Source organism: Candidatus Cardinium sp. TP (assembly GCF_025215055.1).
GTDB lineage: Bacteria > Bacteroidota > Bacteroidia > Cytophagales > Amoebophilaceae > Cardinium.
Window position 1 is genome coordinate 32,996 of sequence record NZ_JANAVR010000003.1, and the last position, 15,003, is coordinate 47,998.

Genomic DNA, 15,003 nt, shown 5'->3' on the forward strand with positions numbered 1-15,003 from the left:
AACCATTACAAAATAGAGATGTGTAACACGATTATATCCAATGAATAATATTGGTAACTTTGTATGTTTGCTTATTAGTTTTAAACTAAATAGGTAACTTGGCGGCTATAGCAGCAGAAGCAAGGCATACCATTGTTCAGATGAAGCCATACTCTTACCCAGAGGCATCCCAATAGCAGAATTGGTGATTGATTATACTGATTACTCAATAACAATAAAAATGCGACCTTATATTTTTACGGAGATAGAAAAAAAATGGCAGAATAGATGGCAAGAACAAAAATCTATTATAGGCAGTAAGGCTTGTACTACTACCGATACGCCCAAGTATTACCTACTGAATATGTTTCCCTACCCTTCAGGATCAGGCCTCCATGTAGGGCATTATATGGGATATGTGGCTTCAGATATATTGGCTCGTTACTATAAACACAACGGATACCATGTACTGAACCCAATGGGATTTGATGCTTTTGGCCTGCCTGCTGAACAGCATGCGATCCAAACCGGCAGGCATCCTGCCATTACCACTGCAAAGAATATAGAAAAATATACCGCACAACTCAATCAAGTGGCCTTAGACTTCGATTGGGATCAATCCGTTAATACCAGTGACCCTGCTTACTATAAGTGGACACAATGGATATTTTTACAAATGTTCAATGCTTGGTACAATACCGCTACACAAAAAGCAGCACCTATTGACACGCTTATCCAAGAATTTGCTCGCCACGGTAATACCAAAGTGCAAGCTGCCTGTGATGACCATACACCTATTTTTTCAGCTGAGGAGTGGGGTACATACACTGAAACAGAACAACAGACCAAGCTATTACACTATCGATTAGCCTATCTCAAGGATAGCATCGTCAACTGGTGTGAAGGGTTGGGCACTGTTTTAGCCAATGAGGAGGTGAAAGATGGGCTTTCTGAAAGAGGCGGTTATCCAGTGACACGCAAAAAGATGAAACAATGGAGTTTACGTATGACCGCCTATGCAGAACGGTTGCGCGCCGATCTAGACTCCCTAGATTGGCCTCTTTCTACTAAAGAGATGCAGCGCAATTGGTTGGGTAAGTCTGAAGGTGCAGAAATTACCTTTAGGGTGCAAGGACAACGTGGCGAGACGATTATGGTTTTTACTACCAGACCAGAAACCATTTTTGGTGCTTGCTTTATAGCTTTAGCTCCTGAGCACCCTTGGGTGCATTTTATGGCAAAAAAAACCGGTGATGTAGAACTTATGACCTATATCGAACAGTCACAAAACCGTTCAGACCGAAGCCGTCTTGCAGAAACTAATTTTTTAAGCGGTGTGTTTGTAGGTGCTTGTGTCATCCATCCTTTTACAGGAGCGCCCTTACCTATTTGGGTAGCAGATTATGTACTACCTAACTATGGTAGCGGTGCGATTATGGGGGTGCCTGCGCATGATAAACGAGATTATATCTTTGCGCAATCTTTTGATTTATTAACCTTACCTGTAATAGAAAGTACGGTACTGATAGAAGATGGGCCCTATGAAGCCCCTGAAGGCAAGATGATTAACTCTGATTTTCTAAATGGACTTTCCGTATCGGAAGCTGCTAAAAAAGTGGTGCAAATACTTACCCAAAAAAAGATTGGCCGGTATAAGGTGAACTATAGATTGCAAGATCCTATATTTAGTAGGCAACGTTATTGGGGAGAGCCTTTTCCAATATATTACAAGGAAAATGGTCTTCCTTATCCACTTGCTGCGTCTCAATTACCCCTTGTATTGCCAGCTGTAAGTAGTTATACACCCAATCAGTCTGGTGCACCCCCATTGGGTAATGCAGCCAACTGGTCTACACCAGAAGGCTACCCTTTAGACCTCCATACGATGCCAGGTTGGGCAGGTTCTAGTTGGTATTTTTTGCGGTACATGGACCCGCACAATACAGCAACTTTTCTGAGTAAAGAAAAAGAAGCCTATTGGAAAGGGGTAGATTTCTATATAGGTGGCGCAGAACATGCCACAGGGCATCTGCTTTATGCACGCTTTTGGACCAAACTATTATATGATTTGGGTCACATTGCGATCCATGAACCATTTCCAAGATTGCTCCATCAAGGACTCATTCAGAAGCTTACCGCCATAGTATATCGCTTAAAAGACAAAAATGTTTTTGTGAGTGCTGGCCTTATATCAGAATATGATGTTATGCCGATCTATATTCCTACAGCATTTGTCGAAAAAGAGGTTGTAGACCTAAAAGCTTTAAAAAATTGGCGTCCTGATTTTGCGGATGCATGCTTCCTGCTAGAGGGGGGGATATATATATGTGGGGGTAAAATGGAAAAAATGTCTAAATCTAAACACAATGTAGTGGACCCAGAACAGGTGATTGCCGAGTATGGCGCTGATGCTTTACGTTTGTATTTGATGTTTTTAGGGCCATTAGAACAATCTAAACCATGGGATTTATCTGGTATAGAGGGGAGCTTCCGTTTTCTAAACAAGGCATGGCGTTTTGTACATCATGCAAAAGCTACGTGGACGACTACTGCGCTAGACCAGGCCACCCTTAAAATCATGCATCAAACGATTAAAAATGTAACGCATGCAATTCAAAAATGTTCTTTTAATACTGCGATAAGTAGTTTAATGATTTGCCTGAATAGGTTAGCAACTTGTGAGCAGGTAACGCCCTCTATTGTAGCCGACTTTATTTTACTGTTGGAGCCTTTTGCACCTTATATAGCTGCTGAGCTATGGGAAACGATAGGCAAAACAGGCAGCATTAGAGCAGTCACTTTTCCACTTTGGGATGAGACCTATCTAGAGGAAAAAACTTTTACTTACCCTATTGCAGTGAATGGCAAGGTACGCACTAAGATGGTTTTTGAATTTAATATACCGCCTATGACTATAGAAAAAGCAGTATTGGCCAACGAGGTGATTCAAAAATGGGTAGCCGGAAAATCACCTAAAAAGGTGGTAGTGGTGCCTAACAAAATGGTGAATATAGTTGTATAACGTCTCTCTAGATGGATCATGGTTCATTACCATGAAAGCTCTACCATTCTAAATGGAAAAAAAGCTTATATAGGTTATATTTCTATACCTAGAAATAATTTATAACTTTGATGTGGTATGAAGCATGCACCATCTGGTGCTATAGTATGCTAATCGGCGCATTATGATGATATAAATGCCATATTTTCTTTAAAAAACCAGTAAAATGAAATACACTTGGTTATTTATTGCTTCGTTTTTTTGTCTACCTGTAGCTATATGCCATGCAGAAACTAAGGCAATCAAGGATGCAGAATTTGTCATTGAAAAGCAAAAAAATAATAGAGTCAACCAGGAGCAAAGACTATTTTTTAAAGCGCCCACGCGCACCACAAAAAGCGCTAATAAGCCTTTGGCCACCATCCAAGCGCTAACACTAGAAGATATCACATTTGAGCCTGCACCTGAAACATATCGTCCATTTAGTTTAGCAACGCAAGGAAATAGCCCTACCTTTAACCACTACTGCAGGCTAGGGATTGGGTCATTACTACTCCCTTATGTAGAGGTTGGATTAGCCAACTACTGCTTTGGGCAATCTATTTGGTCGATGTACCTAGGTTTTACTCCAGAGTTATGGAACAATAAATCCAGAGAAGCTGCATTGGGTATACAAGGCCAATATGGCATAGAGTCATGGCTGCTCCAACCAAGTATACATTATCAACATTCTTGGTACAAATATAACGATACCATAACGGATACCCGTAGGCTAGATCAAGCGCAAGCCAACCTATCGGTTAAACAAGCCAACACCTCCTCCACGCAGGATGGACAAGTAAAACTACATTTACTTAAGGATCACGACAAAAAGATTCACGAACAGCTCTTAACGCTAAAATATAAATGGATGAAGGAGCTGGATAATTGGTCTTTAAAAGTAGCTAGTTACAACGATATAGCTGGCTATACAAATGATCATATCAAACAAACCCGTTTCATTTTGTCAGCTGCGCCCAGCTTTTATTTACATTTGTTTAAGCCGATACAGCTGAAAGTTGGCGTACGAATTTCCTATCATAATGACCCAATTCCTGGGAAAATACCTCGTTTTGATCTCTATCCTATGGCCAAAATAGCCTATAGGGCAGCAACCTGGCTTGTTCCTTATATGGGCATAAAGGGCATGGGCGTAGGGGGAAGTGTCATTCCATTGCACCTACATGACATAGTAGCTAAAAATCCTTTTATAGCTCCGAATTGGAAGCTATCGCACCAGCATCAATATTTCAAGCTGTATGGTGGTAGCAAAGGGGTTGTTGCACCCCATTGTACGTATCACCTACATGTAGTCTATCAACGGCTTAAAAACCAGTCTAGAATCCTCTCTGATACAACGCACCAAATTAAATTGGCCTATCACCCATCGGACTATAATCTATGTAAGGCCACAGGGCTGTTTGACTATAGACTGCCTAATGGGAAGCTAGGCATCACTATACAAGGAACCTATCACCTATATTTTGATCATACAGCGTATCCCGTTTGGTGGTACCACAAACCTGTATACAAATTCAAGCAAGCGCTCTTCTATAAACCGCATGCAAAAGTGTTACTAAATGGTAAGCTGCACCTACATGGCCCAACCACTTTAAAAAATATAGAGGGCACTGCTACTGCACTCAGCAAGACTATCAACCTTTCTTTAGGCGTTGATTATGCTATCTTCAATAGGTTGACCGCATTTATAATGGTTAGTAACTTACTCAACCGAACGCATATTACTTATACGGGTTATCCTGATAAAAAAATCAACATTACAGGTGGCCTAGAATATAAATGGTAATTTATATATTATGATGGATTGTATTGCCCAGCTACGGGAAAAAATTGAAAATTGGATCATTCAGGATAAAGCCTCATTAGAAAGCTTTCGCTGCGATTTTATCAGTAGAAAGGGAGCCATTGCGCGTCTATTTGAGGCGTTCAAACAGCTTTCTATTGCAGAAAAAAAAGCAATAGGTCCAGCGCTAAACAATTTAAAAAATGAAGCAGAAAAGAAGTTTAAAAGTGCAGCAAGTCTATTAGAATCAAAGCCCTCCACAGCGCAACCCATAGGCGATGTAACCCTGCCTTCTTTTGGACCGGGTATAGGTAGCCTCCATCCCTTGACTATTGTTCAAAACAAGATTATTACTATATTTCAGCGTATCGGTTTTAACCTTGCAGAAGGGCCAGAAATTGTAGGTGACTGGCATAACTTTAGCGCATTGAACTTTCCTGACAATCATCCTGCACGTGATATGCAGGATACATTCTTTGTGCAACGTAATCCAGATCAGTTGTTGCGCACACATACTACTTCTGTACAGATTTCAACCTGTACGACCCAAAAACCTCCTATTCGATCTATTGCTGTGGGGCGTGTGTTTAGAAACGAGGCGATCTCTGCACGGTCGCATTGCTTTTTTCACCAAGTGGATGGGATGTATATTCACACAGATGTGACCTTCAGTGATTTAAAAGGTACCATCTATCATTTTGTGGAGACCCTATTTGGTCCAGCAACCAAACTGCGTTTTAGGGCTTCTTATTTCCCTTTTACAGAGCCCAGTGCAGAGGTAGATATAAACTGTAGGCTATGTAAAGGCAAAGGATGTACGGTTTGCAAGCACTCAGGTTGGGTAGAGATATTGGGTGCAGGCATGATTGACCCTCATGTCTTAACCAATTGCCACATTGCCCCTGATACATACAGTGGTTTTGCTTTTGGCATGGGTATAGAACGCATAGCCATGTTGCTCTATCAAATTGATGACCTACGGCTGTTTTCTGAAAATCACCTTGCTTTTTTACGTCAATTTACAGTCTGTTAGTGCCACATCTGTTCCAGCCATTGGTTTTTTGCTTACTTTTTTTATGATTATTTACTATATTAATTATGAGGGGTATACATTGCCATCTCGATGGATCGGCATGACTGCTCCATATCGGATCCAAATATAGAAAATGTATATTCAAAGCTTATCTCCCTTATGGCTAATCTTCCTTATATTATGGTAATAATCTTTTTACTACTTACCTTAGCGACTAGTATATACTATAGTTATAATAAAAAATCCCCCACTATTATTGCTAGATCTATAGTAAACGTTGCTATGAAAGAAATAGACTGTAGTATAATTCTATGCATCTGGTTCTTAACCTTTAATATCTTTTCTTCTTGCATAAATATGAGGCAAAGCATGGCTGTGAACCTAAGCAAAATCACTAGCCAACTAATAAGAATAGCTATACCCGGTAGCACTGTAAAATGTCAAGGAACGTTATCCAAGTTGGGTAGTATGAAGAATGATGGCACTGAAAGCTTACATCTATCTAATTTAGCAACAATAAAAACTTTGAATGGACCTGGGTTGAAGTTATACAAATGGAATATGGAATAGTGCTTCCATAAATAATACTGGAATACAAAAATCTACGTGTCAAATGTATAGTATGTATAGTACAAAGCGTGACCTGAGGAGGCGACCACTTTTAATGCATGCTTGTATGACGCATAATAGACGTCTAATGCACAATAATTCAAATGGGAATGGGAAAGATAGTTTAGTTCAATCTTCAATGAAAAAAGTATTATTTAAAGGTGGGGTCTTTGCACTTGACCCATTGCTAATAGAGGATTTTAATCCTGTACAATCGGTAGCCACATGCGCTATAGTATGCAATCGAAAAATATTATTATTAAAAAGAAATGGCGTCACAGCGCATGCAAGCAACACATGGTGTATGCCGGGTGGCAAGTTAGAACAAAATGAAACAGCTCTCCAAGCAGTTATAAGAGAAGCACAAGAAGAAACCGGTATCCAACTTCTTCCAAAGGAGATCAATCTTATGCACACCATTTATGTACGAATTTTTACACCAAAACAAGACTATCTACTCCACTTATTTAAAACAGTTTTACCTAGTTCTCAACCATATGATTATAAAGTTGTACTCAATAAGGAACATACAGATTATCTATGGGTTGATCTAGAAGAAGCTAAACAGTTAAACCTATTGCCAGGTGGAAAAGAAATCTTCGAGTCGAATCTATTAGCGTACCAGCCAAACTAGCGTAAAAGTCCGGCTTGTAGATCAGAAATTGTGATGCAATCCTATTCGTATGTGTTCAGCGCAGTGGTTTTTTGCGTTAAAAGAACAACGCCACTGAAAAAAGTCGCGGTTTAGAAAGTGGCATTTTACAGATGATTAGGAAAAACAGTTTCCTTTGAAGCCCCCTTTGGGGGCGCTTTCTGTTTTTCCATCTGTAAGATGTCACTTTCAGTTACTTTTTACCGAGGGCTTGATTTTTTGTCCACTTTTTTATCAAGGAAAAAGTGGGATACAACTCATTATTAACCAGTATCGTGAACAGATACTCCTATTCTATAATGTGTATGATTCGTAGAGGTTGTTACAATAAAACGCTACGAAGTGTATAGCCATACTATACTTTTATTTTACAGAAAAAAAAGTTATAATGTTTATTTTTTCAAAACCAAAAGGCAATTAGTCTGATAAAATTTATTGTGCGAACATAATATTAGGTAGAAGCTATGTACATTGATTGGATCATTATAACGGTATGCTTGACGACCATACTGGCTGTTGGGCTATATGGTAGCAAAGGGGTTGCGACCTTTAAAGACTACGCGGTAGGGAATAGACATATGTCTACGTTTGTGCTCACGGCTTCTTTAATAGCTACTGTTTATGGGGGTGGGTTTTTAACTACTAGGCTAAATGCGCACTATCATAATGGCTTGTACACATTAATGAGAGATTTAGTTTTTCCTATAGGTTTTTATATAACTGCTCGCCTGATGATTGTCAGAATGAAATCCTTTATAGGCCACCTTTCTATAGCTGAGTCGATGGGGATGTTGTACGGCCAAACCATTCGCATCATTACAGCAATTTTTGGTGTGCTTATGGCCATTTCGATCGTTGCCATCCAGTTTAAAGTAGGCCTAAGCATAGCACCTATTGTCTTCCCTACCATAAAAAATGGGTCTATGCTATGGGCAATTATTTTATCTTGTATTGTGATTGTTTATGCTTCTTTTGGAGGCGCTAAGTCTGTAACATTTACAGATGTATACCAGTTTTTTTTGTTTTTTGTTTGTCTTCCAATTATTATTCTTATCCTTCTATACCACACCTCCCATCCATGGGATGCTTGGCAAGCATTGATACAAATACCAAAGTTTAATCCCATAAAGGTTTTTACATGGCATAATATTGGCCATACCCTGAGCAGTTATGCAACTTTAATATTATTTCCCATTAATCCATCACTTATCCAGCGCATGTATATGTCTACCTCCGTGCAACATGCCACTAAAGTCTTTTGCAATACTGCAGCCATACGTATCCTATTTTCTATACTAGCCTGTATGGTTGCCATCATGCTACACATAGGTGGGCACATCCTGCCTCCAGGCCAACAGGTACTAGACTATATTATAGGCCTCGACTACTTTCTGGGTATTAAAGGATTTCTAGTATCAGCCATCATTGCTTTGTTGATGTCCACGGCTGACTCTGACTTGCATATTGCATCTGTTTTATGTACCAATGACCTATTTCCTTTCCTATTTAAAAAATTTAGCGGACTTCGTAAAGCGTCTCTTAAAACAGCACGTATTACTGCTGCAACCATAGGCCTATTGAGTCTGCTCACTGCGCTGTATACGACAAGCATTATACAACTCCTCAACAAAGCAGCCTTATTTTATACTTCTACTATTACCGTTCCATTTATTATAGCTTGCTTTGGGTTTAGACCTCGTTCGGCTACGGTCTTATGCACTATGGGGATTAGTACCACACTAACCGCCTATACTATCTTTATAAAGGGAGAAGTCATAGAGCAGTATGATATATTTAAATCTGTGATAATGAATACTTTTATATTGTTCACCTTACACTATCTCCTACCTAAAAGGGCACACACAGGTTGGGTAGGCATTGCAGATGATAGTCCCGTACAATTACAAAATCAAAAAATCAAGCGGTGGTGGTTAAGAAAAATAAAATACATCCAATCTATTTTTACAAAATATTATTGGTCTAGCATCTTCCCTAAGAATATTTCTACCTTTATTGGATTTGGTATTTACCTAATTATTTATAGCTCTATATCTCTTCTATATATACAAAAAACCTATCTCTACCTGTATATCTATTGGTATATAGCCCTAATGGCTATAGGCACATTGATTACTTTCTATCCTGCTTGGCATAGCTATTATAAAGGAGGCCATGCTTTTTTAGATGGATTATGGCCTATTTTACTCTATATGGTTTTATTTGTCTCAGCTTTTACATTTGCTACACTCAGTCATTTTGCCCCTATATCCTGTGCACTCATCATCGCCAATATTGCTTTAAGTACCCTATTACTGCCCTTACCTATAGTGATTATGATGTTGGCTATAGTACTGGCTACCAATAGGGGGATGATAGCTGGTTTACCGCTTCAGGTCATCTGGTTAAATAGAACAGTTACTACGCTAGAATGGGTAAGTGCCGTAACCATCGCATGCGTTGCCTTAATAAGTTGTCTAACCTATCGCTATGCAAGGCGCAAAATCCAACTAAAATGTCAAATTATTGAACTAACGAGAAACTACGAAAGAGATATTATTCTAACATCCATGCATAACCAAGCCAACTGGAATCGTTTAGATCCTACTTATAATGGAAAAATACTACAAGAAATAGCTGATACACTAGAGCCTGATATTGAATGTGTAGATGCACAAAAGAAAAAACTCTACGCTTTGAGCCGCATCTTATTACAGAGGGCTAAAGAAGAGCGTACGTTGACTTTGGATCCCGAATCTTTACAGCAAGTGGATATCGACGCGGTGATCTTTAAAGCTTATGAAACCGTCCGTGACCTATCTAAACCGCTTCAATTACTCGTAAAAAAACAAACTAAAGCCACCCATATATTAGCTGCATCTGCGCTTATTGAGCGATGTTTCACTATAAACTTTTGGGAAATTTGCCAAAGCAAACAGGCTACAGATCATATCATTACCCTAACGATAGCAGATACCTTATTAGCCTACCATGCCCATAAACATAACCAGTTAGCTATAGACAACATCAAACCACTCAGCCATCCCCTACTCCCTGCGCTAGCTTTTTGTATTTCTACCGATACAGCTACGCCCAATCTATTACCGACTTATGTAATAACCGATGAAGTGATTGCGGCTTATTTACCTAAAGAGACGCATAGTTTGTATCAAGTAGAAAGCAGGCAAATAGTACAAGCCCATGGCGGATATACAGCAATAACAGAGACGGCAGAAAGCTTAACTTTCCTTTATGTACTACCTTTATGTGGTAAAAAAGTCATGCGTTTAAAAAGGCACCATATGGAAGACTTATTCCAAGAAGTAGCAGAAACAGTGGAAAGCCTAGCGCAAGAAAAGGAACTGATCCATTTGTTAGTGAAGGAAACCACATTAACACAAGAGAAAATAGAACAAACGCTTGCTTTTATCAAGCAAGCCCATGGAATAGCTACCCGTGAATCAGGTGATCCTTATTATACGCATCCGATGGCCGTCACGAAGCTTACCTTAGAGGTTACTAAAGACCCCACAACGCTTTTAGCGGCCTTATTACATGACACCGTAGAGGATACAGCTGTTACCTTAGATCAAATAGAACTATTATATGGATCAGAAATAGCTTATATCGTGGGTATGGTAACGCATTACACTACACAGGGTTACCGACGGAAGCTAGACCGCTCAGAAAGGTATCTATCATTATATAAATGTAATGATATCCGTGTGATGCACATTAAATTAGCGGATAGGTTACACAACCTAAGGACTTTATCTGTACGTAAATACAAAGCTCAACTAAAAGTTGCTCAGGAAACTGTAACATTTTATATCCCTTGGGCTAAACAAAACAATATGGTGAACTGGATACCGGAAATGGAAGCACTCTGTCATCAAATTTTGTCTTCACTTAAATAGAAGCAGCACAGTGGACCAGATACTTCAATGGGGGTATGTGCTCAGCGCGATGGTTTTTTGCGTCAAAAAAAACGGCCCCTGTAAAAAGTAGCGGTATAGAAAGTGGCAGCTTACAGATGATTTGGAAAAACAGTTTCCTGTGAAGCCCCCAAAGGGGGCGCTTTCTGTTTTTCCATCTGTAAGATGACATTTTCAGCGCCTTTTTACCGAGGGCTTGATTTTTTGTCCACTTTTTTATCAAGAAAAAAGTGGGATAAAATTCATTATTAACCAGTATCGTGAACAGATACAACAAAATAGGCTATCTATCTTGATCCTTTTGTTTATGTTGCGTTTTGTTTTTACGTGTATACATTTCTAATGCCTGTTTAGCAGCTTGCGCTAATGCCAATCCGATCTCTGGACCCAAGTAGCTATTGGCTATTTGCACATCTATGGCTAAGGTCTCTTGGGCCATATGCTCCACCTCTGCTAGATGCACATAGCCTGAAGCATGGCGTAAATCATAGAGCCGTTCGGCCAATTTGATAAAAAGCACAGAGAGCTGCACATGATCTTCTTTAATCGCCTCCTTCAAACGATTCTGTACATAGAGCAAGGAAGGATCATCTAAGGCTTGCCGTTGATCTATACCAACTACATTTAATACAAAAGCATAAACCCCTAAATTATAGTGTTGCTTGATATAAGAAAGCGGTAAACAGGTATGGCGCACCAATTCATAGAGCAAAGCGGCATAAATCACCTTAGGGGAATGAAAGGCCCATTCTACCACGTATTCAGCGATTCCCACCGAACGTACATAAAACAATTGGCCTGAAGTATGCCGTTTAAAGCCAAAATGTTGGCGCAATAATAAAAGCAAACCTGAAATCGTTTTTATATCAATAGCGTCTTCTTGATAAGAAGCTTTGCAGACATAGTCATGGAAGTGCATTAATGCCATCATTGAATCTGCTTGTTCCTTAGGTGTAACAGGGCTCTCTGACGTTAAACAATCTATAGGCAGTTTAGCAGTCATCTTATCACGAATGGCTGTGACGTCTCTAGGCAACACCAATAGTATAGCGGATGGCTGCCCGTCGGTAGGATATGACAAATAGCCATAGTGTGCATCTACAATACTAGCCATAGTGGCCTGCTGCAAATCTATAGCGGGTAGACCTAAATGTGTGCGTTGAGTAGCCATCACATCTATAAGCTCATCATAACAGACCTTTACCTCAGGTAGGGCTTCGGCAGCAACCGAAGCCTGACTGACGACCAGGGCAGTAGCTGGAAAATCCATAAAGGATGGATAACTGTTGTCAATAGGATCTGCTTGCTTAAATTGTAAACCAGTGTTGTGCAGCTGTATCCTAACAATGATGGGTAGATAGGAACCCTCTAACTTACCGCTAACCCGTAAAATAGCCTGAACCAATAAGTAAACGACTTGGTTGATATCGCATACAATATGGGCACATGGGGCCCCATTAGGTTCTTTTATTTGCTCTACAAAAAGCTGGGGAGATAGGGTAACCTCTTGAGACAAAGCCAACTCCACCTTACGGATCAACTGATCTACGCTAAGCTTAGTAGGTTGCAGCAGTGCATGTTCCTTAGCCTTTTCTTTTTTATTAAAATAGGCCACCCAATCATAGAGCTTATTGATAATACTTTGAAAATCCTGCTTATAAAGGGGCATATTGCTATCCAAAAAGGAGATAGATTCCTCTATTTTACCTACTACTTGCGCCAAGATAGAGTGACGTCCTTTAGGGGTACTAAAGCCAGGAAAGGATACCATAGCCGAATCATAAAGCGACGCCTTGAGTTTCCGAGATGCCCTAAGCTGTTCCCTATCCTTCAGGTAGCGTACCTGATCGAAATAGCTATTATTTTTGAGTTTTAGATAAAGAAAAATGCCAAAAATAAGCAAGCCCATGCCCAAAAAGAGCAGCAATAGAAGCGCAACACTGGATGGCGATAGTACCAGTGCCTTCGTACAATAGACAGAGCTCAAACAGATGGCAATTAGGAGGGTAGCTATTAAGAAGCTCACGCCGAGATATACAGGCAGTAGCAACAAAGTGACTACCAGATGCGCCAAAGATACACCTAAGGTTAAGAAAAGATTGGTGCCATACCACCAGTGCCAAAGCACATTCATAGGCAAGCAAAAGGCTAACCCCATAAACCAAAAGAGCCCCATAAACCAACCTGGAATAGATTGGATCTTTTCTGAGATAAAGGTGCTATACCCTAAAAAACAAGCACCTATCAAGAGTTGAAACATAAGCCAACCATCATGATCCACAATAGAGGCTACAAAATAAATCAGTAAATTACTGATCACTACATAGAAACCAAAAGCGGTAAGCGTAGCATGGCTGGGCCGAAGTTGCACTAAAGTATCCTTGATATGTAGCAAACTATTTTTAATTGCTTCTTTGCGGGCTGCCTGCTTACGCGCATGCACCTGTTGCATTTGTTTAAACAGATGATCTGGCCCAACCCAACCTGCACCTTCCGGCTGCTTGAATAAATAATGAGCAGCCATCATGGCTAGGCCATTGGCCAACATACAGACAAAAGTACCATCTATACCCGTTTTAGATTTTACCCATTTATTCCAAGCTAAAATAGTTAATGCACCTGTACCCATACCTATTAAAGCGGTACGGGAAGTCCCACGAAAACCAAACATAGCCAACAAAGATGGCGCAGTAATTACTGGAAGGGAAAAAGCAAAACATAACATAAGCAATTCCAATAGATCCTTGCAATAAAAAGTCAAAAACATACTAGATAGGCCCACCACTAAACTAGTCCATCTAGCTATTTTCAGCTGATGCACATCAGAAACTTTATTTTCTTTTTGTAGGCTTTGCAAAATATCATGGCTAACTATAACAGAGCAGGCGTTTAAACAAGAGTCAGCTGTAGACATCGCCATGGCCAGCAAACTAACGCAAACCATACCCTTAAAAATAGGTGAAACATTAGTCAGTATATAATGCCAAATACCTCCTGTTGGTAATTCTGACGCTCCTACAAAAACAAATAGCCCAATTAAAAATATCAAACTTGTGATAAAAAAACCTAAAACACTAACATACGAAAAGACCTTTTTCGCCTGAATAGGTCCAGAAGACATATAGACTCTTTGCATAATTTGAGGTGTTCCGACATCAGGCACCATAATACATAGACACATTGCTATCATACTCAATAGTTTAGTATCAAAATGGCATAGACTACTGAATTGAAATTTTTCTTGACTTTGTAGCAAAGCAACTACTTCTACAATAGACTTGCCTGTCTTTTTAAACATAAACCAAGCCAAAAATGGAATAATGATCGTAAAAGTGATAAACTGCAAAACATCCGTAAAAGTAACCGCACGGACACCACCAAAAATAGAATAGAAAATAAGGATTGAGGCAGCAAAAATGGTAACCATGCGTGCATTAAACAAATCGAGATCTACACACATGCTAACAGACTGTACCATTACTATAATTTGCATAGTAATTGAAACAATAGATGTACAGATACCAACCAAAGCTGTAATAATCCTGGGGTACTTACCGTAGACATTACTGATCGTCTCTGCAATAGAAAGGTTTTGCATAAATGGCCCCATACGTAACATCAACCGACTAAAGAGCCATATACTGAAACTATTAACAAATACACCAATAATAATCCAATAAAGACCAAGAGTATAAACACACTCCACAGTACGTACCAGCCCTCCCCCCCCATACAAAGTAGCCAATACCGTAGCCACCAAAGTAGCGGTAGCAAATTGTTTATTGCCTACTGCATATTCTCGAAGAGAAGTTTCTTTTCTACTAAAGTAGATACCTATCACCAAGGTTAGTACCAAAAAAGCAACTACTATAAACAGAGGTGTATTCAAGCAGGACATAAAACAAAATCTTTACAAAGATGTTTAAATAAGAAATAGGACGTATTGTATGGTAA

At 39.6% G+C, this 15,003-nt stretch carries 6 protein-coding genes; 5 read left to right on the forward strand and 1 reads right to left on the reverse strand.

What is annotated here, in order from left to right:
• Window positions 1-220: 220 nt before the first annotated feature.
• The 5 genes from leuS (at window position 221) to NLX65_RS00995 (ending at window position 11,031) form a co-directional block, all read left to right on the forward strand.
• Entirely contained in the window at window positions 221-3,001 is a 2,781-nt protein-coding gene (gene leuS, locus NLX65_RS00975) for a leucine--tRNA ligase (RefSeq protein ID WP_260536204.1), read from the forward strand.
• A 205-nt stretch (window positions 3,002-3,206) separates the two neighbouring features.
• Window positions 3,207-4,826, forward strand: coding sequence for a hypothetical protein (locus NLX65_RS00980; RefSeq protein WP_260536206.1), 1,620 nt, complete (start codon window positions 3,207-3,209; stop codon window positions 4,824-4,826).
• A 10-nt stretch (window positions 4,827-4,836) separates the two neighbouring features.
• A complete protein-coding gene (gene pheS, locus NLX65_RS00985; RefSeq protein ID WP_260536208.1) occupies window positions 4,837-5,856 on the forward strand; it encodes a phenylalanine--tRNA ligase subunit alpha in 1,020 nt (339 codons plus the stop codon).
• A gap of 676 nt (window positions 5,857-6,532) precedes the next feature.
• Window positions 6,533-7,099, forward strand: a complete 567-nt coding sequence (locus NLX65_RS00990; RefSeq protein ID WP_260536211.1) for an NUDIX hydrolase — start codon at window positions 6,533-6,535, stop codon at window positions 7,097-7,099.
• A gap of 482 nt (window positions 7,100-7,581) precedes the next feature.
• Window positions 7,582-11,031: a sodium:solute symporter family protein gene (locus NLX65_RS00995; RefSeq protein ID WP_260536213.1), complete on the forward strand. Its 3,450-nt coding sequence runs from the start codon at window positions 7,582-7,584 to the stop codon at window positions 11,029-11,031.
• A gap of 301 nt (window positions 11,032-11,332) precedes the next feature.
• Here the strand turns inward: NLX65_RS00995 and NLX65_RS01000 are convergent, their stop codons facing one another.
• Complete coding sequence (locus tag NLX65_RS01000) at window positions 11,333-14,947, reverse strand: sodium:solute symporter family transporter (protein ID WP_260536215.1); 3,615 nt, start codon at window positions 14,945-14,947, stop codon at window positions 11,333-11,335.
• Between the last annotated feature and the right edge of the window lie 56 nt (window positions 14,948-15,003).

What these genes read in the sequence shown, in the direction of transcription:
- pheS (WP_260536208.1), top strand. Translation starts at nt 4,837, where the DNA reads ATGATGGATTGTATTGCCCAGCTACGGGAAAAAATTGAAAATTGGATC.
- NLX65_RS01000 (WP_260536215.1), bottom strand. Translation starts at nt 14,947, where the DNA reads ATGTCCTGCTTGAATACACCTCTGTTTATAGTAGTTGCTTTTTTGGTA.
- NLX65_RS00995 (WP_260536213.1), top strand. Translation starts at nt 7,582, where the DNA reads ATGTACATTGATTGGATCATTATAACGGTATGCTTGACGACCATACTG.
- NLX65_RS00990 (WP_260536211.1), top strand. Translation starts at nt 6,533, where the DNA reads ATGACGCATAATAGACGTCTAATGCACAATAATTCAAATGGGAATGGG.
- NLX65_RS00980 (WP_260536206.1), top strand. Translation starts at nt 3,207, where the DNA reads ATGAAATACACTTGGTTATTTATTGCTTCGTTTTTTTGTCTACCTGTA.
- leuS (WP_260536204.1), top strand. Translation starts at nt 221, where the DNA reads ATGCGACCTTATATTTTTACGGAGATAGAAAAAAAATGGCAGAATAGA.